The following is a 23,038-nucleotide window of genomic DNA, read 5'->3' as shown; positions in this document are numbered from 1 at the left end:
TGCGAACGGGTCAGCCGGCTGCATCGTCTTGACCCTTCGCAACCGCTTGCGGCAGGGCCGGATCGGCAGCCGGCCCGTCATCGCGCGCCCGCCTCAGATCCAGCCGTTCGATCGCCACCACTCGATGGGCCTCACGCCGGCTCCGTTCCGCCAGGGCGAGCAGGTCCGCCTCCCGCTGCTTCCAGCCGAGCTCCAGAACCGCCAGTTCCATTTCGGAGCGCGCTTCCGCCAGTTGCCGTTCGAGGTTGAGCCTTTGGCGCTCGGTGGCGATCTGGTCGAGGACCTCCAGGCGCTCGACCTCCGCCTCCTTCTGCGCCCGGGCACTGCCCATGAGGACCTCGCCCTCCGCCACATAGACGTCCACCAGGTCGATTCCGGCTGCATCGAGAACCAGCTCGCGCACCTGGTTGGAGTGTCCGATGCCGCGCGACTTGATGATGGTGATGGCCCGGTTGCGCTCGCCGTCACGCGCAACATACGAGACGTGCAGCCACGTATCGGCAATCGTCGACACCTGGCTCGAGGACAGCTCGGTGGCGCCCGTCGCCTGGTCCAGCAGCGACGTGCACAACACGGTAATTCCGACGGCCTTGGCCGTATCGAGCAGGTTCTCGCAGATCAGTGACGAGAACGGGTAGTCCGCCTTCAGGAATGCCGAGATCGGGTCGATGACCAGGCAATCCGGCTGTGCGGATCGCAGCAGGTTGCGGATCTCGACGAAATGCTCCTCCGGGCTGCGGCCGCTCGAGAGAAACGAGGAGATCGAGAGCCGGCCGGCTTCGACGAAGGGTGCCAGGTCGATCCCGATCGATCTCATGTTCGCGATGATCTGGGACGCGCTTTCATCGAAACTCACCAGCAGCGCGCGTTCCCCGCGTGCGCAGGCGGCGGCGATGAAGCTCACCGCCAGGCTGGTCTTGGAGGTGCCCGGCGAGCCCGAAATCAGGGTGCTGCTGCCACGCAGGTAGCCACCGTTCAGCAGCGCATCGAGCCGCATCACGCCCGACGAGATCCGGTCGGTGAAGATCGGGTAGCCGATCCGGGCAACCTTGAAGGCGACGACATCGATCCCAGATCTGCCGATGACGAAGGGCGTCGGGCTGGCCGAGAATCCGGAGCCGCGATACTTGCCGATGCGGATGGTGCGGGATGCGCCGGTGGCGGTGACGGTATCGACCAGGACGACCAGGCAGTCCGTCATGTAGAGCAGGAAATCGGCGCGGACCTGGTCACGGTCGCCGGCGCCAAAGGTCTTGACGGTCACGATCGCCGACAGCGCTGCCTCGCGGATCCAGCTATCGAGACGCAACAACTCATGGCGTTCCAGGCGCTCGTTCTGCAGGCCGCTCAGAAGCATGTCGATGCCGTCGAAGACGATGTTGCGTGCACCGATCTCGCCGGCCAGCGCCGTCAGTCCGGCGAGCAGTCCCTCGAGGTCGAACGCGCCTGTCACCACGGCTTCCGCCGGCATCCGGGCATCGACGAAACGGAACAGCCGGCTCTCGAGCGCATCCGCCGGCCAGTCGAACGAGGCGGCATTGTCGCGGATCCGCGAAACCGGCTCCTCGAAGGTTACAAAGATGCAGGGCTCACCCAGCAAGGTCAGGCGGTTGATGATGGTCTGCAGCGCGAACACGGTCTTGCCGGCGCCGGCCGCACCCACGATCGCGGTCAACCGGCCCCGCGGCAATCCGCCGCCGCTGATTTCGTCGAAGCCGGCAATGCCGGTCACGACCTTGGGGATCGTCCGGCCGGGCGCGTGTGCAGCACGATCCGCGGGGCGCTTGTCGGTCATCAGGATGGCACTTCCGGAGCCGGGTCGAGCAACGGCAGCGTCACGTTGTTGGCGAGCATCCAGGCGAAATCCTCGGCGACGAGCGGTATGCTGAACAGGTAGCCCTGGCCGATCATGCACCCTTCGCGCTGAAGAAACTGCCGCTGCATCTCGGTCTCGATGCCTTCTGCCACGAAGCCGATCCCCATGCTCCGGCTCAGCGAGATGACCGCGCGGATGATCAGCGCGTCATTCGACTCGACGACGAGCTTGCGCACGAACAACTGGTCGATCTTGACCTTGTCGACGGGGAATTCCCGGAGATAGCGGAATGTCGCGTTGCCGGTGCCGAAGTCATCGATGACAATCGTGAAGCCCATGTTCCGAAGCATGTGCAGCGACGACAGGGTCTGCTGTGTCGCCTCGATGATCTGGCTCTCGGTCAGCTCGAGTTCGAAGTCGCGCGCATGGCCGCCGAGCCGCTCCAGAGCTGCCGCGGCGAATTCCACGAAACCGGGCTCGCGGAGCTGGTTGCCCGACACGTTGACGGAAATCGACGGCGTTGCCAGGCCGGCGTCGGCCCAAAGCTTGCGCTGTCGTATGGCCTCCTCGAGCACCCAGCGCCCCAGCTCCACGATCAGGCCGGATGTCTCGGCGAGCGGAATGAAGAGATCGGGTCGCAGCAGGCCGAGCGTCGGATGGTTCCAGCGCACCAGCGCCTCGGCCGATACGACGCGGCCCGATGCGAGGTCGACCAGCGGCTGGTAATGCAGCTCCATCTCGCCGTCCTGGATCGCCCGTTCCAGCGTCTGCGCCAGAATACCCCGGTTGCGGACACGATCGTCCTGTGCTGCGGAATAAATCACCTGGGTCCGGCAGGAGCTCCGTTTCGACCAGTGCAGCGCGAGTTCGGCCTGGGTCATCAATTCGCTGGCGACGTCCGGGTCCGGTGTGTCGGGCCGGTCCTGGCTCGCGAGCAATGCCGCACCGATGCAGAGGCGGATCGTCACCGACTGTCCGCCGGCGATGATCGGACGTCCGAGAGCCTCCTCCAGGTCGGCTGCGAGTCTCGGCAGTGCATCGTCATGCGCCGAGATCGGCGCCAGCATGGCGAACTCGTCGCCACCGACACGACCGCACACACCGTCGAGCGATGCGGTGATGCTGGCGATCCGTCGCGCCAGCTCACGCAGGACGTTGTCGCACCGGTCATGGCCGAATCTGTGGTTGAGGGAACTGAACGCCTGGATGTCGATGTGGACAAGTCCGTAGCAGGACGCATCGTTCTCGACGGATGCGATGCGTCCGGTCACGGCCTGGCGCCACGCCTCACGGGTCAGCAGGCCGGTCAGCGGATCGTGCCGGGCGAGCTGCGCGATCTCGGTCTGCCAGCGTTTCTCGGCGCTGATCTCGAGCGCCAGGCCGTCCCATATGATCTCGCCGTTCGGCATCTGCCGAGGCTGGGCCTCGCTGCGAAACCAGCGCACGTCGCCGCTGGTTGAGACCATGCGGATTTCCTCGCGGAAAATCGACATGCTGTCGGCGGAGGAAAGAATGGCCGCGTGCATGCGGTCACGATCGGCCGGATGGATGTGGTCGTAGAGCGAACGCAGCGGGCTCGCGTCGTCGAGCCCGAGCAGCTTGCCCAGCGACGGACTGCAATACACCAGATCGATGGTGCCGTCGGTGCGCATGACGCGCCTGAAGATGTAGCCTGGGATGTCGCTCGCAACGCTCTGCAGTTTGGAATCGAGTTGCGTCCGCGCATCGTCCGCGCGGTGGATCCCGGCCAGGTCGGCGCAGATGGCGACGTAGCCGGTCAGCCGGCCGTAGGCGTCGTGGATCGGGTCCATCGTCAGGTCGATCCAGAACGGCTCGCCATTCCTGCGGTAGTTCAGGATCTCCCGACGAATGCCGACGCCGGAGCCGACGGCGGCGGCGATCTCGGCGAGAACTACAGGATCGGTATCGACACCATGCAGCAGGTCGCAGTTGCGGCCTACGATCTCCGCCTCCGAATAGCCATAAAGAGTGCCGAACGCGGCGTTCATGTAGGTGATCGGATTGTCGGGCCGTGTCGGATCGGTAACGACGATCGGCCATGACGTTGCGGCCATCGCGACGAGCGCATCGGCCGGTCCGATTGCCGGAGCGGACGCGATGGATTTCATCCGGGACCGAACGACCGGACCGTAACGGGAACGACGGCCGAGTAGAAGGATCCTGGACAGGTAATGATCCACGCTGACTTTCAAGCCTCCGGCGGGTCGTTCCCCCGGGAGTGGGGCCATCTGGCGCGCTCCCCCCCGACGGGTTTTAGCATCTTTTTGACGCTAGCCCTGAATAAACTGGATCAGGTTGCGGCGCTAGCGTCCGACCGGGTCACGATCTTGATTGTTACCTCCGGTAAGCGGCAACCCAGGTTTGTAACTGGTTCTTTATGACACTGGTTGAACGCGTGCGCCGCGCTCAAAGCGCAGGCCGGGCGTTCGGTTGGAACAGACCCGGCGATGGCTGCCGCTCCGTCCTCGTCGCTGGGCAGAGTCGCGGGCTCCAACTGGCGATCAGGGCAGCCACGCGTGCGCGCAAGCCATCCCGATCCAGGAGAACGCGAGCGGTCTCCATCCGGCGATCGGCGTCTGGGAGTGCCGCCAGCGGTGCCAGTCGCTGTTCCGCAACGAACGCCGGCAGTTCCGACAGAGCGACGAAGCTGATCGGCAGAACGAGTTCCTGGGTCTGTCCGCGCGTCGCGTTGCCGATGAGCGACGTGCCGACCACGGCCGTGCCGATGGTGAAGCCGCCGGTCGCCGAGAAGCTGCCGGAGAGGTCGAGCGTGAGGTCATGCGCCAGCAGCGGGATCTCCGGATCGGCCCGGCCCGCGGCGCACTGGGCCGACCGGGCGGCGGCGGCGAACTGCACGGGAGCGCTGCCGACGGCACTGACCGCGCCTGCATCGGCCAGTTCCCGCTGCAGCGACTGCAGCGCCTGGGCAACGGTGACCGGGTCGCTCTGCTGCGCACACCCCGCCAGCAGCACAGACATGACGATGATGCCTATTAGTTGAACTTGCCCCAGCGCATGAGACGTTTGTAGAGTGCCGGGATTGTGACCATTGGTAGCACATTTTAGCGGCACTTTTGGTGTTCCTCTGCGTGATCACCGCACGTTAACGTTGTTGTAACGGATCGCCCGTAGAAGCGCGACGTTCGTTGTATGGGAGGACTTGCCGTGAGCCATCTGACAAACAGGACTGCTGAGATTTGGAAACTGTGGCGAAAGGCCGACGCCGAGGTTCATCGGACGACTGGCTTGGCGTTGCACCACCGCGGCGATGTGCAGGAGGACGTTCTGGTGAAGCGGACGCGCGACCATGCGCGTGCGATCGACCAGCGTGTTGCGATACTCCGTCAGCTCAACATACAGACGGGTGAGGCAATTCTGAGGGGCGAAGCCGAGCCCATGGGCTTTCGCGAGCATCGCGAGTTGTGGGCGGCCGATTAGCGCAACGCCCGCCCGGCTGAAGCCACCCGTTGCAAGTATCGCCGAACGGTCTAAAAACCCGATCCTGACGTATGCCGGGTTAGCACAGTGGTAGTGCAGCGGTTTTGTAAACCGAAGGCCGGGGGTTCAAATCCCTCACCCGGCACCGTTCGAGCAGGGCCTCCTGCCAACGTCGCACCGGGACCCGACGCCTCCGCCGACAGCTCCGACTCAGAGCCTGGGGCGCACTGGATCGCGCGGCGGCCACGTCCCATCTGATGTGGATGGCACGCTGGAGGCGTCGTTGGATCAGTTGAGCCCGTTGACGCTGCCGCAATACAGCCTGCGCTTCCAGGTCGACGGCATGAGTTGCGCCTCGTGTGTCGGTCGCGTCGAGCGGGCCATCTCCAGTGTGCCAGGCGTCATCGGCGCTACGGCGAATGTCATCGGCGGTCTGGCGGAGGCCCACTTCCAGGGCCCGATCCCGGAGGGTGCTGCCGGCGCTGTCGTCGCTGCGGTGCGGGTGATCGGCTTCACCATCCGGCCGGAAATCCTGGGATTCGACGTCGACGGCATGCATTGCGGGTCGTGCGTGCGGCGGGTCGAGCAGGCAGCACTCGGCGTGCCCGGGGTCGCGGCAGCCGCCGCCACCCTTGCGACGAGCCGCCTGACGGTGACGCTGGATGCCAGGCTCGGTGCGCCGCCGTCCACTCGGACGCCGGATGGCAGTGAAGCCGCCATCGAGGCTGCCATCGCCGGCCTCGGCTATACGGCACATCGCGAGGACCATGCCGATCGATCGTCCGACGATCGCCACGCCGCGCGGGAGGCAGACGATGCCCGGTCCCGGCGCGATGTCCTGATCGCGGCGGCGCTCACGGTCCCGCTCCTGCTGATCACGATGGGTGGCCCTGCCATCGGTCTCCGCTCCGGCGAACCGATGGCGCTGCTGTCGCTGCTGCTGGCGACTGCGGTGCTGTTCGGCCCGGGTCGGCACATCGTGCGGACGGGCGCGCGCACGATCTGGCATCGCGCACCCGACATGAACGCGCTGGTACTGCTCGGCGCCGGCGCGGCCTGGCTGTTCTCGGCCATCGTGACGTTGCTGCCGGGCCTGCTGCCTGGGCAGGCCGGCCACGCCTACTTCGACACCGGGTCGGTGATCGTGACGCTGATCCTGCTGGGCCGGCTGCTCGAGTCGCGGGCGCGTCATCGCACCGGCGAGGCGGTGCGCGGGTTGGTGCAGCTGCAGCCACGCACTGCCCGGCTGCGTCGCGGTACGGAACTGGTCGAGGTCCCGGTGGGTACGCTGCGTGTGGGCGACCTGCTGCAGGTGCAGCCGGGCGAGCGGTTGCCGGTCGATGGCGTGGTCACCGAGGGGCAGTCGCTGGTCGACCAGTCGATGCTGACCGGCGAGCCGCTGCCTGTCGGACGCACGGTCGGCGACGCGGTGGTCGGCGGCACGTTGAACGGGAACGGGTCGCTCACGATCCGCGCGAGCCAGGTCGGCGAGGCCACGGTGCTGGCGGGCATCGTCCGCATGGTCGAGGCGGCGCAGGCTGGCAAGCTGCCGATCCAGGCCGTGCTGGACCGGGTGACGCAGTGGTTCGTGCCGGCGATCATCCTGGCGGCGCTGGTGACCTTCACCGGCTGGATGCTGGCAGGTGCCGGCATCGCCGTGGCGCTCGGTTTCGCAATGTCGGTGCTGATCGTCGCCTGCCCTTGCGCCATGGGCCTGGCGACGCCGGTCTCGATCATGGTCGGCACCGGACGCGCAGCCGAGCTCGGCGTGCTGTTCGCCAGGCCGATGGTGCTGCAGCGCCTGGCCGCGGCCGATTTCGTGGCATTCGACAAGACCGGGACGCTGACCACGGGACGTCCGACGGTCACCACGATCCTGCAAGCCCCGGGCACCGCGTTGAGCCAGCCGGACCTGCTCGGTTTGGCCGCGTCGGTCGAAGCCCGTTCCGAGCACCCGCTGGCCGCCGCGGTGGTCGCGGCCGCCCGGGAGCGTGGCGCGGTGACGGCTCCGGTCGAGGAATTCGCGGCACTCCCGGGGTTCGGCGTCACCGGCCGCGTGCAGGGCCGCACCGTGGCGATCGGCTCGGCCCGGCTGATGACCAGGCTTGGCCTCGACGCGTCGGGTCTCGAGGCACCGGCGACGGCACTTGCCGGGCAGGGCGCATCGCCGATGCTGGTGGCGATCGACGGTCGCGTCGAGGGCCTGCTGGGCCTCTCGGATACGTTGCGTGCCCATTCGACAGCCGCGGTGGCGGCGCTGCGGGCGCGCGGGACGCAGGTGGCGATGCTGACCGGCGATCATCCGGCCACCGCCGCTTTCGTGGGCAAGCAGCTTGGCATCGACACCGTGCTGGCCGGGCTGCTGCCGGGCGACAAGGCGCTCCGGCTGCGGGAGCTGGCGGGCAAGCGGACGCTGGTATTCGTCGGCGACGGCATCAACGACGCGCCCGCTCTGGCCGAGGCGGATATCGGCATCGCGATGGGCACCGGCACCGATATCGCCATCGAGAGCGCGGACGTCGTGCTGGTGTCAGGCGATCCGATGGGCGTGGTCACCGCGTTCGGACTGGCGCGCGCGGTCATGCGCAACATCCACCAGAACCTGTTCTGGGCGTTCGGCTACAACGTGCTGCTGATCCCGGTCGCGGCCGGGGTGCTGGTGCCGGCGCTCGGGATCTCGCTGTCGCCGATGCTGGCGGCCGCCGCGATGGCGCTGTCGAGCGTCTTCGTGCTGTCCAACGCGTTGCGTCTGCGGCGCGCGTCGGTGCATCCCTGACGCGCATGCGCGATTGGGACGACGATGAGCGGTTTCCTGCACACCTATGCCGAGGCGGGTTTCGATCTGCAGGCGCCGATGGCGGCGGCGGTGATCATGCCGACCACGCTGCGGAGCTCGATCGTCGAGGCGCTGCGCTCGATCTTCCGCCAGACCCTGCAGGCGCCGATCCATGTGCTGATCGGCATCGACCAGGCGCTCGGTGACCTCGAGCTGATCGAGCAGGCCTGCCGCGGTCGGCCGCCGCATGTGGTGGTGCAGGTGCTCGATCCCGGATATTCGACATCGGTCCGGCATGGCGGGCTGCATCCGGCGCGCGATGGCGGCGTGCTGCGGTGCGTGCTGAGCTATCTCGCCAACAGCCCCTACGTGGCCTACCTCGACGACGACAACTGGTGGGCGCCGGAGCATCTGGCGCAATTGCTCGGTGTGCTGCAGGCATCCGATGCCGCGTACGACTACGCGTATTCCTACCGCATGTTCGTGCATCCACGGTCGCTGCGGCCGATCTGCATCGACGAGTGGGAGTCGGTGGGCGTCGGCCGTGGCGTGTTCAAGGCGGCCAGGAACGGCTTCGTCGATCCGAACTGCCTGATGCTCGACAAGCGCCGGTGTGCGGACGCGCTGCCCGCCTGGACCATGCCGCTGCCCGGCGATACCAAGGCGATGTCGGCGGACCGGATGGTGTTCGACATGCTGCAACGCCATCATGCCGGCGCCAGCACCGGCCAGGCGAGCTGCTACTACCGGCTGGATCCGACAGACGGGTTGCAGGCCATGCGGATGTCGCTGTTCGGGGCGAAATACGACCAGGCGGCGTTGTTCGGTGATCATGGGGACGGGGCGTGAAGCGGCTCGTGGCGATGCTGGCGCTGCTGGGTGCGGGCGTTGCCGGGTCCGGTGCGGCAGTCGCGCGCGATCCGATGCCGCAGGTTGCCTACTGGGACAACTGGACCGACCATGCGGGGGTCAGTCACCTGACGCGCTGCACGCTGCACGGCTTTTCGCTGCACAGCGTCGCCAGGCCAGCTGCACCCGAGTGGCAGGATCGCCAGGCCACGCCGGCCAGCGCCATCCTCACCAATGTCGAGCCGCCCGGCTGGGTCGGGCAGTGGCACGAGAACCCAAAGGTGCAGTGGATCATGCCGATCGCCGGCAGCTGGTTCGTGCAGGCGATGGATGGCAGCGACGTGACCGTCGGGCCGGGCGACGTCATTGTCGGCGAAGATCAGGGCACGAAACCCGACGCCGCCGGCCACAAGGGGCATTTGGCGCGCAACCCGGGCCCGGGTCCGGTGTCGCTGATGATCGTGCAGATGGCGGGGATGCCGCCCACTGCCGGGCCGTGCCGTTTCGAGTAGCTGGCAATTCAGCCGCCACTCCGGGGAGCGAGGGCACGCGGGCTTCCTTGTCCGGGCCGAGCCGGTTCGGGGTATGGCCAGTGCCATCCAGACAAGTCGACCGTCCATCGCGACCGGGCTCGGCGGTGACACCTTCCTGAAGCTCCTGGCCGCCGGGACCGCCTGACCGAGTGGCAGAGCGTGCGACAACGGCGCCCGGGGGTCGGTGACGACCGGGCAGTCTGCCAATGCGGGCGCCCTCGTCGCGACTCCTGCGGCGTCGGCGACACCGACCGGGCCGCCCGCGACGATGCATGAGCTGTCTCGCGTGCGCGCGGATGCTCCGCGTCCAGGCCAGGATGATCATGTCCCATCACGGTGCATCGGGACGCGCCCCCACGCCCGCCGGCACGGTCCGTGCTACGATCCTGAGATGGAGACCAAGCTTCCTACCCCCCAGGCCGTCCTCGTCGGCATCCAGACGCCCGAGATCGATGACGTCGCGCACGAAGCCAGCCTCGAGGAACTCGGCCGGCTGGTGAAGACGCTCGGCTACGAGGTGGCCGGCACCGTGTCGCAGAAACGCGAAGGCACCGGCGGCGCGTTGCTGCTGGGCAGCGGCAAGCTGGCGGAACTGGCAGCCCTCACCGGCGGCACCGGCGTGGTCGGCTCGATGGCGCCACCGCCCCGGTCCAAGGCGCGCGAACGGTTCGAGGGCGCGCATGGAGGGGCCCATGGAGGGACCGGGGGAGGGACCGGATCCGACACCCTGTCCGACAATCCCGATGAACCCGACGCGGATGGCGCTCGCAAGCCCGCCTTCGTCATCGTCGATCACGAGCTCTCGCCGAGCCAGATCCGGAACCTGGAGCGGGCCACCGGTGCCCAGGTGCTGGACCGCACCGGCGTCATCGTCGAGATCTTCCACCGCCACGCCAACACCCGCGAGGCCAAGCTGCAGGTGGAGATGGCGCGGCTGAAATACGTCGCCCCGCGGATGCGCGAGTCGTCGGCCGGGGGAGGCCGTCAGCAGGGTCCGGGTGCCGGCGAGAGCGCGCTCGCACTGGATCGACGCAAAGTCCGTGACCGGCTGTCGGAGCTCAGGGACCAGCTCGAGGCGGTGCAGCGCGACGGCGACCAGCGCCGGTCGGCCCGGCGGGACCAGCTGCGTGTGGCGCTGGTCGGCTACACCAATGCGGGCAAGTCCTCGCTGATGCGGGCGCTGACCGGCAGCCAGGTGCTGGTCGAGGACAAGCTGTTCGCGACCCTCGACACCACCGTTCGCACGCTGCAGCCTGAAACACGCCCGCGGGTGCTGGTGTCGGATACCGTCGGCTTCATCAAGCAGCTGCCGCACGACCTGGTCGCCTCGTTCCGCTCCACCCTGGCGGAAGCGCTGGAGGCGTCGCTGCTGCTGTTCGTGGTCGACGCGTCGGACCCGACCTGGGAAGCGCAGCTCGAGGTCAGCCGCGACGTGCTGCGCGAGATCGGCGCCGATGCGGTTCCGTCGCGCCTGGTGCTGAACAAGATGGACCGGGTCGATGAAGCGGGGCGTGCGGCGCTGCTGGAGAAGCATCCCGAGGCGATCATGCTCTCCGCCCATGCGCCCGAGGACGTGAGCGCGCTGCGTGACACCATCATCGCGTTCTTCGAGGCGTCGATGGTGGAGGATGTGCTGGTGCTGCCCTACGCCAAGCAGGGCCTTATCGGCGAGGTCTATGAGAGCGCCCGGGTGCTGTCCGAGGCGTACGACGAGACGGGCAGGGTGCTGACTGTCCGCGGCTTGCCCGGCGCCATCACACGGCTGCGCCGGAGCCTTGTCGCATAGTGAGCCTGGTGGCGGGGTAGGACGATGATCGCGAAAAGCCCGGAACATGCGATCGAGCTTCTGGACGCGGCGTTCAACGCGGGCGACCTCGACACGGTGCTCCGTTATTACGAGCCGGATGCCGTCGTGATCCCCGAACCGGGGACCGAGGTGCGGGGAACCGAGGAACTTGCGATCCTTTATGGATCGTTCATGAAGCCGGGCACGACGGCCACCCAGATCAAGACCCATGTGGTCGAGGCAGACGGGATCGCGCTGTTCACGTCCAGCTGGAGGCTCAGCGTCGAGGGGCAGTCACCGCAGGAATTCATCGCGACCACGGTGTTCCGGCAGCAGCCCGATGGCGGCTGGAAAGCCCTGATCGACAACGCACGGGGACCGCTCGTCCTCGATGCCGACTGAAGAAGGACGCCGACCATGCAGTTGCACGGGATCCACCACCTCACCGCGGTGTCCGCCGATGCGCGTGGCAACCACGACTTCTACACCCGCATCCTCGGCATGCGGCTGGTGAAGAAGACGGTGAACCAGGACGACGTCAGCGCCTACCACCTGTTCTATGCCGACGGCGTCGCCAGTCCCGGCACCGACCTCACCTTCTTCGACTTCCCGACGGCACCGGAGCGGCGCGGCACCCGTTCGATCGTCCGCACCGCGCTCCGCGTGTCCGGCGCGCCGGCGCTCGCATATTGGTCGGCACGGCTGGAGGAAGCCGGTGTGCGGCACCAGCCGGTGGCGGAGCAGGACGGGCGACTCCACCTCGATTTCGAGGATCCGGAAGGCCAACGCCTGAGGCTGGTGGATGATGGTGGTGCCGGTCCGGCCCATCCCTGGGAGCGCAGCCCGGTGCCGGCGGAGAGCCAGATCCGCGGCCTCGGCCCGATCACCATCAGCGTGCCAGAGCTCGATGCGTCCAGCCGCTTCCTCACCGACGTGATGGCGATGCGTGCAGGCCGCCGCTTCATGGCGGGTAGTACTCCGGTGCAGGTGTTCGAGATGGGCGAGGGCGGTCCGGCAGCCGAGCTGCACGTGCGCATCGAACCGGGGCTGGCAGCCGCACGGCCCGGCGCCGGCGGGGTGCATCACGTCGCCTTCCGGGTGGCCGACGACGAATACGAATACTGGGCAGACCGGCTGCAGCAGCTGCGCATCCCGTCCAGCGGTCCGGTCGATCGGTTCTATTTCCGCAGCCTCTACACGCGCGAGCCGAACGGCATCCTGTACGAGATCGCCACCGACGGGCCCGGCTTCGCCAGCGACGAGCCGATGGAGACGCTCGGCGAAAGCCTGGCGCTGCCGCCGTTCCTGGAAGCCCGACGGGCTGCCATCGAGCGCAACCTGAAGCCGCTCTGAACCCAGGCTATGTCCGAAACGTCCACGCTGCAGGCGCCATTGATGTCCGGCGGGACCGGTCCGCACTCCGGCCGGCCGATCGCCCAGGCCGGCGCGGCGCTCGGCGAGGCGCGGGCCGTGCTGATCGTCCTGCATGGCCGTGGCGGCAATGCTGCCGACATGCTCGGGCACGGAGGCGCGATTGCCGAGCCGGATGTCGCCCTCATCGCTCCGGAGGCGGCGGCAAACAGCTGGTATTCGTTCCGTTCAGGCGAACCCGGCAGGCGGCGCAAGCCGGACATGGATCCTGCCGTGTCGGTCCTGGGGGATCTCGTCGACCGGCTGGTGCTGGAGGGAACAGAGCCCGCGCGGATCGCCCTGTTCGGCTTTTCGCAAGGCGCCTGCGTGGCTTTGCAATACGCCATGACCGCACGCCGGAGGGTTGGCGCGATCATCGGTTTCAGCGGCGCGCTGATCGGAGACGTCGCCGTAGCCCCGGCTCCGCAAGCCTTTGCCGGGATGCGGCTGCTCCTCGGTTGCAGCGACCAGGACCCGTTATGTCCGATTGCCAAGGTTCGTAACACCGAACGGGTGTTCCGCAGCCTCGGTGCGGATGTGACCACGCGCGTCTATCCGGGCAACGACCATGTCATCAACGCCGACGAGGTGACGATCGCCGGCGACATGATGCGCGTCCTGGCGGCACCTTCGTAAACAGGCCGGACGCGTGTGGCAGCTTTTGCCAAGTAGTCGGTGATGCGATGGGATTTGCACACCCTGTTCTCCGACCAGATTATTCGCGGCGCAGAACCTGGTCGGTCAGGAAGCTCGAGAGGCGGCCGGCGACGAAATCGCGCTTGAGGGCAGCTTCATCGTACTCGTCGCGGACCCAGTCGAGGAACGGCAGCCGGCCTTCCGCGTCGGCGCGGTAGCGCCAGAAGAAGGCGTCCAGGATGCCGGTGCGCGAGCGGTTGAAATGGCCGTAGCGCCAGGAAAGCTGTGCCAGCGCCTGTTCAGCGGTGCCGCCCTCGAACATCAGGACCAGCCCGGAAGCCAGGCCAGCACGATCGGCGCCCGACTTGCAGTGCATCAGGATCGGAAAGGCAAGATCGCGATACAGGCCGGCGAAGCGAAGGATGCGGTCGCGATGCGGGGCACCCCGGCTTTCAAACGCCATGTCGACATGCGCCAACCCGAGCCGCGGCGCCGCCTCCCGCGACAGCGCATCGGAGCCGCATTGACGGTGGCCGCGTAGGTTCACCAGTGTCCGCAGATGGTGGCGGCGGGCGAAGCGGGCGAGGTGGGACGGCGTCGGATGGTTGGCGCGGAATACCCGGCCCGGCACGACTTCCGCAAAGTTGGTCCACAGCGTGCGGAACAGCGCATGATCAACGAGCAGGCTGTCACGCCAGGCCGCTCGTCGGTCCGCGCCGGTGGTCAGGGTACGGTCGAACATCTCAGGTTCGGCAGGCGATCCGGCGGGAGCGGATCAGCCTTTCCGCTCGAGCTGCAACTGCTTGATCTTGCCGATGGCCTCTGCAGGATTGAGGCCCTTGGGGCAGGTCTGGGTGCAGTTCATGATGGTCCGGCACGCATAAAGCTTCAGCGGATCCTCGAGCGCGTCGAGGCGCTGGCCGGTATATTCGTCGCGGCTGTCGGCGATCCAGCGATACGCCGCAAGCAACGTTGCCGGCCCAAGATACTTGTCGCCGTTCCACCAGTAGCTGGGGCAGGCGGTGGTGCAGCAGAAACACAGGATGCATTCCCACATGCCGTCGAGCTTGGAGCGCTCCTCGGTGCTCTGCTTGCGCTCGGCGTCCGGCGGTGCGGCGGTGTCGGTCTTCAGCCAAGGCTCGACCGACCGCAACTGCGCATATGCGGCGGTCAGGTCCGGCACCAGGTCCTTGACCACCGGCATGTGCGGCAGCGGATAGATCGCAACCGCTTTCTTCACTTCCTCGATCGGCTTCAGGCAGGCGAGCGTATTGCCACCGTCGATATTCATCGCGCACGAGCCGCAAATGCCCTCGCGGCAGGAGCGACGGAAGGTCAGCGTCTGATCGACTTCGTTCTTGATGTAGATCAGCGCATCGAGAACCATCGGTCCCATGCGGTCGAGGTCGAGCTCGTAGGTATCCAGCACCGGATTCTGACCGTCATCCGGGTTCCAGCGATAGACCTTGAATTCCTTCACCCGTTTGGCGCCGGGAGCCGCCTTGAAGATGCGACCCTTGCCGATCTTGCTGTTCTTCGGAAGGCTGAACTCGACCATGAAAAGTCCTTCGGATCCCAGTTGCCTGCTGGTGTCTCAGTAAACGCGCTTCTTCGGCGGGAACACCGATACCTCGTTCGTCAGCGTCTGCATCCGCACCGGGCGATACGCCATCGACACCTCGCCGTTGTCTCCCAGATACGAGACCGAGTGCTTCATCCATTCGGCGTCATCGCGATCCGGATAGTCGTCATGCGCCTGCGCGCCACGACTTTCCTTTCGCGCTTCCGCGCTGACCATCGTGACCGTGCCATTGGCGATCAGGTTCTCGTATTCCAGCGCCTCCATCAGGTCGCTGTTCCAGATCAGCGAACGGTCGGCGATGTTGATGTCGGCGAGACCGGTCCAGAGCCGATCCATCTTGTCGACACCCTCGGTCAGGCTGGTCGAGCTGCGGAACACTGCCGCGTGCGCCTGCATGGTGCGCTGCAGCTCCTCGCGCATGGTGGCGACGCGGGTGCCGCCGCTGGCGTGACGCAGCCGGTCGAGCCGATCCAGCGAAGCCTCGCCGGCCCGGTCCGGAAGTGGTGCCACCTTGTCGCCCGGCTTGATCAGCAGGGCGGCACGATTGGCGGCGGCACGGCCGAACACGACCAGGTCGAGCAGCGAGTTGGTGCCGAGCCGGTTGGCGCCATGCACCGACACGCAGGCGGCCTCGCCGACCGCCATCAGCCCGGGCACGGTGGCGTCGGGGTTGGTGGGCGTCGGGCGGATCACCTCGCCGTGGTAGTTCGTGGGAATGCCGCCCATGTTGTAATGCACGGTCGGCAGCACCGGCACCGGATCCTTGGTGACGTCGATGCCGGCGAACACGCGGGCCGTTTCGGAAATGCCCGGCAGCCGCTCATGCAGCAGCTCTGCGCCGATATGCTCGAGATGCATCAGGATGTGGTCCTTGTTCGGACCACAGCCACGGCCTTCATTGATCTCGATGGTCATCGAGCGCGACACGACATCGCGGGACGCAAGGTCCTTCGCGGTCGGGGCATAGCGCTCCATGAAGCGCTCGCCCTCGGCGTTGGTCAGGTACCCGCCCTCGCCGCGGCAACCCTCGGTCAGCAGGCAGCCGGCCGGGAAGATGCCGGTCGGATGGAACTGCACGAACTCCATGTCCTGGGTCGGCACGCCGGCGCGCATCGCCATGCCGCCGCCATCGCCGGTGCAGGTGTGTGCCGAGGTGCAGCTCATGTAGGCGCGGCCGTAACCGCCGGTCGCCAGCACCACCATGTTGGCGCGGAAGCGGTGCATGGTGCCGTCCTCGAGGCACCAGGCCATGACGCCGCGGCAGGCGCCGTCCTCGTCCATGATCAGGTCGAGGGCGAAATACTCGACGAAGAACTCGACGTTGTGCTTCAGGCACTGCTGGTAGAGCGTGTGCAGGATGGCGTGGCCGGTGCGGTCGGCGGCGGCGCAGGCGCGCGGCACCGGGGCCTTGCCGTAATCCGACATGTGACCGCCGAACGGGCGCTGGTAGATGCGGCCATCCTCGGTGCGGCTGAACGGCACGCCGAAATGCTCGAGCTCCTGGATCGCCGGCACCGCCTCGCGGCACATGTATTCGATGGCGTCCTGGTCGCCGAGCCAGTCCGACCCCTTCACGGTGTCGTACATGTGCCAGCGCCAGTTATCCTCGGCCATGTTGCCGAGGGCAGCGCCGATGCCGCCCTGAGCGGCCACGGTGTGGCTTCGGGTCGGGAACACCTTGCTGATGCACGCGGTCTTGAGACCGGCCGCACCCATGCCGAGGGTGGCGCGCAGGCCGGACCCGCCGGCTCCGACCACGATCACGTCGTAGGCATGGTCCACCACCGTATAGGCCCGGGTGGAAGGCAGCGTGATCGCGTTCATCTGTCACTCATTCCAATGACCTGCGGGCGGGAGCGTCCGGCGCTACGCCGTTGCAGATAGGGAGTCAGGCGGCCACAGGCCAGAAGGCCATCTTCAGGATCGCGACGATTGCAAACAAAGCCAGCAGCAGCGCCGCGCCCTTGTTGACCAGGGAGATCGCCAGGTGGGCGCGCTTGTCGTGCACGTAGTCGTCGATCACCACCTGCAGGCCGAGCTGCATGTGGTGGAAGGTCAGCAGCACCAGCGCCAGCAGCAGCACCGTGTTCACCGGCCGCCCGGCCCAGTGCACGACGCCGATCTGCGGCGCGCCGAGCAGCAGCAGCACTGAGACCACGAACCAGATCGTCAGCGGGATCAGCGCGATCCCGGTCAGGCGTTCGACCCACCAATGCTCGACGCCGGATTTGGAGGATCCGAGGCCGCGCACCTGGCCGAGCTGCGAGCGCATGGTTTCAACGTGGAAGGGCTTGTCGGCCATCGGCTCAGCCCCCCGCCGCCGGCACGTTGTGCCAGAGGCTGAAACCCACCGCCCAGATGAGCGCGGTCAGGACGACGGTGGCAACGATCGAGGCGATACCGGTCTTGCGGTAGGTCGGCTTGGCGAACCCGAAGCCGGCATCCCATCCGAGATGCCGCAGGCTGGCGACAAAGTGATAGACCAGCGCCACGGTCCAGCCGAACAGCACGATCATTCCGAGCGGATTGCCGACCACCCGCTGCACCGTCGCGAAGGCGGCAGCCCCGCTCGCCGCGGCGACCAGCCACCAGACCAGCAGCAGCGTGCCGAACGAGCTGGCGACGCCGGTGATCCGGTTGGCGATCGACAGGAACATCGACATCTGGAAGCGATAGACCTGCAGGTGCGGCGACATCGGGCGGCGCACCAGCGTGCCGTCGCTGCGTTGCGCCACGAACAGCGCGTCTCGGACATCCTTCATGGGCGCGCCGGATACTTTCCTGATGTGGCCCGGGGCGGGCGGCCGGCCTGATGCGGCCTCGGACGAACCGACGGCCTCGATGGCACCTTGGTCCTACGACGAGGCAAACAGACGGTCAACGCAGCCAGCATGCTTTGCACCATGCGGATGCGGGTCATGATCTGCCGGGATGCCGCACCTGGTAGAGCCGATTGGCTGTATCGCGATGCACGAGACCGGCGCGTTCGGCACGTTGCAGCCAGAGTTCGACCTGTGCCGGCGCCAGCTCCAGCGCCTCGGCGATCGCCTCCGGGGTGAGTGGCCGGCGTCCCAGCAGCGGCGTCAGTTGCGCCACGAAGGCGTCGAACAGCGCCGCACCTGCCGCGGACGGGGAGACCTGGGTCGGCGCGGATCTGCCTGCCGCCGGTGGAACCAGGCTCAGTCGCGCCCTGGCCTGGCCACCCTCGGGCGCCTTCAGCGCAGGCAGCTGTTCCGCGAAGCCGGCAGCCTGGACGAGCACCGGCCCGGGATTGGCGATCGGCGGCAGCCCGGCGAAGCTGTCGCCGTCGTCGGGCCGGAGCATGTGACCGGGGTGCGGGCCGGGTGCCGGATGCGGCGGCGTCAGCAGCATCCGCAGCGGGGTCTCGGCGCCCGGCCAGGGATGCGCGCCCAGACGCAGCAGCCGGCGCGCCTCGTGGTCGGTGCCGGCCACCCAGATCGGCACCCAGGCGTGTTCCAGCGCTTCGGCGAGGCCGGCCGCACGGTCGCCCTCGCGGCGGCGTCCGAGCAGGATCGCGGCATCCGACAACCCGTAGAGGCAGCGCTCGGCGACCGCTTCCGCCCCGGCCACTTCATCCACGGCGCGGTCCGGCGCGGCGGCGGAGACGAGCAGCAGCCGGTCGCCATCCACGGCCCCACCATGCCTCTCGGTGCCGCGGGTCACCGTTCGCAGCAGGCCACCGCGCAGCACGACGACCAGATACCCGCCCGGGGCCAGCCCATCGCGCAGCACCGGGTTGTCGAGTTCACCCGCGCCGACGATCGCCGAGAGCGGTCTGGAAACCTGCGCCGCAAGCCGCCTGGCGAAATCCCTGGTCGCCGTGGCGGCATCCTCACCGATCAGGAGCGCCAGGCCGCCGCGGTTCAACGATGCCCTGTCGCCGTGGCCGAACAGCACGGGCGGTGCATCGCCGCGCAGGCGCCGCTTCAGCCGCTTCGGATAATCGGGGTCCGCCCGGCCGATCGCCCAGATCCCGGCCGCGTCCCAACGCTCGATGGAGTGTGCCAGCACGGCGCGGTGTTCCAGCAGGGCGATGATACGCGACGCCGGGAGAGCCAGGTCATCCCAGGCGGCGAGATGCATCGATGCACCCTCCGCAAGCAGATCGCCCGGTTGCAGTCCACGCTTCTTCAGCCAGACGGCCAGCTGCGTCCATTGCGCATCGTCGAGCGGCCGGGACGCAGGCATGGCTCCGGCCCGGTCGCCGAAGCGCCCGGTGAGCAGCAGCAGGGCCTGGGTCTGCGGCGTAATGGACATTTTGTCCTCGAATGAGGCGGATCGTCAGCGGACCGGACCAAGCTCCGGCGGCGGCAGGGTGATCGGCGGCGCCGGCATCAGCACCGGCGGTGGCAAGGCGGGCGCCGCTCGGGGATCCACCGGCGCCGGCTTCTCCTTCACGACATCGACACCCACCAGCGTCGGCCAGGGCATCGGGCCCTGGTGATGATGCAGGTGGTGGGCCCAGGCCGGCATGTATGCGGTCGCCAGGTGACGCAGCGCCAGGTACAGCGCACCCTGCGCCGCGATCGCCGTGACCATGCCGAGCACGATCGGCCAGCGCGCACGCGGCGGACGGGCCGGCGGCGCACCCGGCCGCCAGACATAATAGGCCTCGGGCGGCCGCCTGGGTCCGCCAATCCCGAGGCGGGAGAGCAGCGGGCTCAGGCGGCCTTCTTTGCCAGCAGGTCGAGGGCGATCAGCGTTTCGGCGATCTGCACCGCGTTCAGCGCCGCCCCCTTGCGCAGGTTGTCGGCCACCACCCAGAAGGCGAGGCCGTTCGGCACCGAGGGGTCGATGCGCAGCCGGCTGACATAGACCGCGTCCTCGCCGGCGCAGTCGATCGGGGTGACGTAGCCGCCATCCTCGCGATGGTCGTGCAGGATCACGCCGGGTGCGTCGCGCAGCGCCTCGCGGGCCCGCTCCAGGTCCACCGGCTCATCGAACTCGACCACCACGGCCTCGGAATGGCCGATGAACACCGGCACGCGCACGCAGGTGGCGATCACCGCGATGTCGGGGTCGAGGATCTTGCGGGTCTCGACCGCCATCTTCCACTCCTCCTTGGTGGCGCCGTCGTCCATGAAGCGGTCGATATGCGGGATCACGTTGAAGGCGATGGTCTTGGTGAACTGCTCGGCGGTCGGCGGATCGTTCACGAAGCTGCCCTTGGACTGCACGAACAGCTCGTCCATGCCCTCCTTGCCGGCGCCGGAGACCGCCTGGTAGGTCGAGACCACCACCCGCTTGGCGGTGAACAGGTCGTGCAGCGGCTTCAGCGCGACCACGAGCTGGATCGTCGAGCAGTTCGGGTTGGCGATGATCCGCCGCTTGGTGAAGCGCTGCAGCGCCTGCGGATTGACCTCGGGCACCACCAGCGGCACGTCGAAATCCATCCGGAACTGGCTGGTATTGTCGATCACCACGCAGCCGGCGGCGGCGGCGCGGGGGGCATGCACCGCCGAGATCGCGGCCCCCGGGCTGAACAGGCCGATATCCCAGCCCTTGAAGTCGAAGGTCTCGAGGTTCGCCACCTTGAGCACGCGCTTGTCGCCGAAGCTGATCTCCTGGCCGACCGAGCGGGCGGAGGCCAAGGCGGCGATGTCGTCGACCGGGAAATCGCGCTCGGCCAGCGTCTTGATGATCTCGCGCCCGACCGCTCCTGTGGCCCCGGCGACGGCGACGCGATAACCCATGATTCTGGTCCCTGTGGTTCCTCGGGCGGCCAGGTTCCGCCAAGCGGTCTGGGCCGGGTGTTCTGGTCCGAGATGGGGTCTGCTAGCCCGCCACGCCCGCTTCGTGCAAGAAATCAGCATCGAGCGCCGACGGAACCGCTGCTTTCCCTGCCGCGTTTCTGCCACAATCGGCGACTCAGGAGACAACGCTGTATGGCGGATGCGCCTGGAGAACCGGGCCAGCCACCGCGCTGGGAGCCCATCGGCAAGAGCGGGATCGGCCGCAGCCTGCGCGACGATTCCCGGGTGTGGTTCACCCTCGGCAACGGCATCCTCAACGAGATCGCCTATCCGCGCATCGAGCAGACCTCGGTGCGCGATTTCGGGCTGATCGTGACCGATGGTGGGTCGCTGTTCGCCGAGGAGCGCCGCCATTGCGTCAGCACGATCGAGCCGTTGCACCCCGGTGTCCCGGCCTATCGCCTGACCGGCACGCACGAGGGCGGCCGCTTCCGCCTGCACAAGCGCATCATCGCCGATCCGCGTCGCCCGGCGGTGCTGCAGCATGTGCGGCTGGAGGATCTGGCGCCGACGGGTCCTGACGGGACCGCGAACCCGCCGTTGCGGCTGTTCGCGTTGCTGGCGCCGCACCTGGTCAACGTCACCGGCATGGGGACTGCCTGGGTCGGTGACTACAAGGGCCAGGAGATGCTGTTCGCCGAGGCGCAGGGCACGGCGGTGGCGCTGGCGGCAAGCTGCGGCTGGAGCGCCCGGTCTGCCGGATATGCCGGCATCAGCGATGGCTGGCAGGACCTGTCGCGGCACGGCCAGATGACCTGGCAATACGAGCGCGCGATCAATGGCAACGTGGCACTGACCGGCGAGCTCGATCTCGAGGGATCGGGCCAGGAGCTGGTGATCTCGCTCGCCTTCGGACGGATCTGGACCGAAGCGGCGATGCGTGCGCGTGCCGGCCTGCTCGACCGGTTCGACGAGCTCGAGGCGGAATATGTCGCCAGCTGGAGCGGTTGGCTCGCCGGCACCGGGCTGATCGGGTCGTCACCCGGGGATGGTGTCAGGGGCGACGGTGATGCGGCAGGCAGCTCCGCGGCCGGCTACCACACCAGCCTGATGGTGATCCGCACCCACGAGTGCCCGTCGGTCCCGGGGGCACGCATTGCCAGCCTGGGCGTGCCGTGGGCAGCGCTGCAGAACAGCGACTACCCGGCAGCATGCCACCTGGTGCGGGCACGCGACGTGGTCGCGGCGACCACGGCCTTGCTCGCGGCCGGCGACACCGCGGCGGTGCTGGAGGCGCTGCTCTATCTGCACACGGTGCAGGAACCCGACGGGCACTGGCCGCAGAACTTCTGGCTGGACGGCATGCCCGCCTGGCAGGGGCTGCAGCTCGACGAGACCGCCCAGCCGGTGCTGCTGGCGGATCTCGCCCGGCGCCAGGGGCTGCTGGGGGACGCCGAATTCTCCCAGGTCTGGCCGATGGTGCGGGCGGCCGGACTGGCGCTGGCGCGGCATGATCCGCTGGCCGGCCAGGATCGCTGGGGGCGCAGCGACGGGCTGAAGCTGCACACGCTCGGCACCCAGGTCGTGGCTCTCCTGGCGGCTGCGGACTGGGCCGGGCGCGCCGCGGAGCCGGACCTGCAGCAGTTCCTGCAGGACACCGCGGACGCGGTGCGTGACGTCGTCGAATCGCTGCTGGACGAACTCTGTCTGGAACCGGGACCTGCCGAAGCCGATCCCGACATCGTCTCGCTGGCGGTGCTTGGCGTCCTCGGCGTGGAGGATCCGCGTCTGGCCCGGGCCCTCGCGGCGATCGATGCAGCCCTGCGGGTTGACCTGCCGGGTGGTCCCGGCTGGTGCGTGCGCGGCGACGAGGGACTGGCGCCCCGTCCGGTCCTGACCGCCGAACGGGCGACCCTGGCGGTGTTGGCCGGGCAACACGCGGAAGCCCGGGCGTTGCTCGCCAGCTTCGAGGCCTGCGCCGGCGAGGGCGGAATGCTGCCGGAGCGCGTCGATAACGAGGGCGGCCGCGGCGGCATGGTGATGCCGCATCTCTGGACCCACGCCGAGCACGTCAAGCTGCTGCGCTCGATCGCGGACGGACGGTCGTTCTGCGCGCTCCCGCATGCTCGCGCGCGCTACGCCGGGACCGACACCCCGACCCGCATCGCCCGCTGGCGCCATGATCACGAGCTCCGCGAGATGCCGGCCGGTCGGGTGCTGCGCGTCGAACTGCCGGTCGCCGCCGACCTGCACTGGAGCGACGATGGCTGGGTGCGGATCCAGGACACGCCGGTGGTGCCGGTGGGGCTGGGGATCTTCGTGGCCGAACTGCCGACCGCTGCCCTGGTGCCTGGGGCGCGCGTCGTGTTCACCTGGCGCGACCGGAACAGCGGGTCGTGGCTCGGGGTGGATCATCACATCGCCGTGGTCGAACGGACGAACTTATCCTGATCCCGGCGTTGTGATCAGGCACACGC

Annotated in this window: 20 protein-coding genes and 1 tRNA gene; 9 read left to right on the top strand and 12 right to left on the bottom strand. The window is 68.0% G+C overall.

What is annotated here, in order from left to right; all coding sequences use genetic code 11:
* Positions 1-10: 10 nt before the first annotated feature.
* From kaiC to ACOEQ2_RS07905, 4 genes are all read right to left on the bottom strand, one after another.
* Positions 11-1,795: a circadian clock protein KaiC gene (gene kaiC, locus ACOEQ2_RS07920; protein ID WP_419730830.1), complete on the bottom strand. Its 1,785-nt coding sequence runs from the start codon at positions 1,793-1,795 to the stop codon at positions 11-13.
* Positions 1,795-3,945 carry an EAL domain-containing protein gene (locus ACOEQ2_RS07915; RefSeq protein ID WP_419730829.1) on the bottom strand — a complete coding sequence of 717 codons (2,151 nt, stop codon included), beginning with the start codon at positions 3,943-3,945 and terminating at the stop codon, positions 1,795-1,797. The genes kaiC and ACOEQ2_RS07915 overlap by 1 nt, the downstream gene beginning before the upstream one ends.
* 298 nt (positions 3,946-4,243) lie before the next feature.
* Positions 4,244-4,816 (bottom strand): hypothetical protein, encoded by a 573-nt coding sequence (locus tag ACOEQ2_RS07910; RefSeq protein ID WP_419730828.1) that lies wholly within the window; start codon positions 4,814-4,816, stop codon positions 4,244-4,246.
* 114 nt (positions 4,817-4,930) lie between these two features.
* The gene (locus tag ACOEQ2_RS07905; protein ID WP_419730827.1) at positions 4,931-5,251 is read right to left on the bottom strand and encodes a hypothetical protein; all 321 of its coding nucleotides are present in this window, start codon (positions 5,249-5,251) and stop codon (positions 4,931-4,933) included.
* Positions 5,252-5,348: 97 nt separating this feature from the next.
* Here ACOEQ2_RS07905 and ACOEQ2_RS07900 point away from each other — a divergent pair.
* The 8 genes from ACOEQ2_RS07900 (at position 5,349) to ACOEQ2_RS07865 (ending at position 13,265) form a co-directional block, all read left to right on the top strand.
* Positions 5,349-5,420, top strand: a tRNA-Thr gene (locus tag ACOEQ2_RS07900).
* 138 nt (positions 5,421-5,558) lie between these two features.
* The gene (locus ACOEQ2_RS07895; protein WP_419730826.1) at positions 5,559-8,051 is read left to right on the top strand and encodes a heavy metal translocating P-type ATPase; all 2,493 of its coding nucleotides are present in this window, start codon (positions 5,559-5,561) and stop codon (positions 8,049-8,051) included.
* 24 nt (positions 8,052-8,075) lie between these two features.
* Positions 8,076-8,900 carry a glycosyltransferase family 2 protein gene (locus ACOEQ2_RS07890; RefSeq protein ID WP_419730825.1) on the top strand — a complete coding sequence of 275 codons (825 nt, stop codon included), beginning with the start codon at positions 8,076-8,078 and terminating at the stop codon, positions 8,898-8,900.
* Positions 8,897-9,412: a cupin domain-containing protein gene (locus ACOEQ2_RS07885; RefSeq protein WP_419730824.1), complete on the top strand. Its 516-nt coding sequence runs from the start codon at positions 8,897-8,899 to the stop codon at positions 9,410-9,412. Before ACOEQ2_RS07890 ends, ACOEQ2_RS07885 begins: the two co-directional genes overlap by 4 nt.
* Before the next feature lie 412 nt (positions 9,413-9,824).
* Entirely contained in the window at positions 9,825-11,219 is a 1,395-nt protein-coding gene (hflX, locus tag ACOEQ2_RS07880; RefSeq protein ID WP_419730823.1) for a GTPase HflX, read from the top strand.
* Between the two features lie 24 nt (positions 11,220-11,243).
* Positions 11,244-11,621, top strand: a complete 378-nt coding sequence (locus ACOEQ2_RS07875; RefSeq protein WP_419730822.1) for a YybH family protein — start codon at positions 11,244-11,246, stop codon at positions 11,619-11,621.
* 15 nt (positions 11,622-11,636) lie between these two features.
* Positions 11,637-12,572 carry a ring-cleaving dioxygenase gene (locus tag ACOEQ2_RS07870; RefSeq protein ID WP_419730821.1) on the top strand — a complete coding sequence of 312 codons (936 nt, stop codon included), beginning with the start codon at positions 11,637-11,639 and terminating at the stop codon, positions 12,570-12,572.
* 9 nt (positions 12,573-12,581) lie between these two features.
* Complete coding sequence (locus tag ACOEQ2_RS07865; protein WP_419730820.1) at positions 12,582-13,265, top strand: alpha/beta hydrolase; 684 nt, start codon at positions 12,582-12,584, stop codon at positions 13,263-13,265.
* Positions 13,266-13,344: 79 nt separating this feature from the next.
* Here the strand turns inward: ACOEQ2_RS07865 and ACOEQ2_RS07860 are convergent, their stop codons facing one another.
* The 8 genes from ACOEQ2_RS07860 to ACOEQ2_RS07825 all read right to left on the bottom strand — a co-directional run bounded on the left by ACOEQ2_RS07860 (position 13,345) and on the right by ACOEQ2_RS07825 (position 20,561).
* Positions 13,345-14,007 (bottom strand): tyrosine-protein phosphatase, encoded by a 663-nt coding sequence (locus tag ACOEQ2_RS07860; protein ID WP_419730819.1) that lies wholly within the window; start codon positions 14,005-14,007, stop codon positions 13,345-13,347.
* 33 nt (positions 14,008-14,040) lie between these two features.
* The gene (locus ACOEQ2_RS07855; protein WP_419730818.1) at positions 14,041-14,823 is read right to left on the bottom strand and encodes a succinate dehydrogenase iron-sulfur subunit; all 783 of its coding nucleotides are present in this window, start codon (positions 14,821-14,823) and stop codon (positions 14,041-14,043) included.
* 36 nt (positions 14,824-14,859) lie between these two features.
* Positions 14,860-16,671 carry a succinate dehydrogenase flavoprotein subunit gene (gene sdhA, locus ACOEQ2_RS07850; protein ID WP_419730817.1) on the bottom strand — a complete coding sequence of 604 codons (1,812 nt, stop codon included), beginning with the start codon at positions 16,669-16,671 and terminating at the stop codon, positions 14,860-14,862.
* A 64-nt stretch (positions 16,672-16,735) separates the two neighbouring features.
* Positions 16,736-17,149 (bottom strand): succinate dehydrogenase, hydrophobic membrane anchor protein, encoded by a 414-nt coding sequence (gene sdhD / locus ACOEQ2_RS07845; RefSeq protein ID WP_419730816.1) that lies wholly within the window; start codon positions 17,147-17,149, stop codon positions 16,736-16,738.
* Positions 17,150-17,153: 4 nt separating this feature from the next.
* Complete coding sequence (gene sdhC / locus ACOEQ2_RS07840) at positions 17,154-17,609, bottom strand: succinate dehydrogenase, cytochrome b556 subunit (protein WP_419730815.1); 456 nt, start codon at positions 17,607-17,609, stop codon at positions 17,154-17,156.
* 154 nt (positions 17,610-17,763) lie between these two features.
* The gene (locus tag ACOEQ2_RS07835) at positions 17,764-19,125 is read right to left on the bottom strand and encodes a DNA-processing protein DprA (RefSeq protein WP_419730814.1); all 1,362 of its coding nucleotides are present in this window, start codon (positions 19,123-19,125) and stop codon (positions 17,764-17,766) included.
* A gap of 24 nt (positions 19,126-19,149) precedes the next feature.
* Positions 19,150-19,407, bottom strand: coding sequence for a hypothetical protein (locus ACOEQ2_RS07830; RefSeq protein WP_419730813.1), 258 nt, complete (start codon positions 19,405-19,407; stop codon positions 19,150-19,152).
* 122 nt (positions 19,408-19,529) lie between these two features.
* Positions 19,530-20,561, bottom strand: coding sequence for an aspartate-semialdehyde dehydrogenase (locus tag ACOEQ2_RS07825; protein WP_419730812.1), 1,032 nt, complete (start codon positions 20,559-20,561; stop codon positions 19,530-19,532).
* Positions 20,562-20,753: 192 nt separating this feature from the next.
* On the opposite strand from ACOEQ2_RS07825, the gene ACOEQ2_RS07820 reads away from it, so the two are divergent.
* Complete coding sequence (locus tag ACOEQ2_RS07820) at positions 20,754-23,012, top strand: glycoside hydrolase family 15 protein (protein ID WP_419730811.1); 2,259 nt, start codon at positions 20,754-20,756, stop codon at positions 23,010-23,012.
* The last annotated feature ends 26 nt before the right edge of the window (positions 23,013-23,038 follow it).

The organism is Lichenicola sp., assembly GCF_965198575.1.
Classification (GTDB): Bacteria; Pseudomonadota; Alphaproteobacteria; order Acetobacterales; family Acetobacteraceae; genus Lichenicola.
The sequence above is the reverse complement of the archived record's forward strand: the minus strand, read 5'-3'. Positions and strand labels throughout refer to the sequence as shown.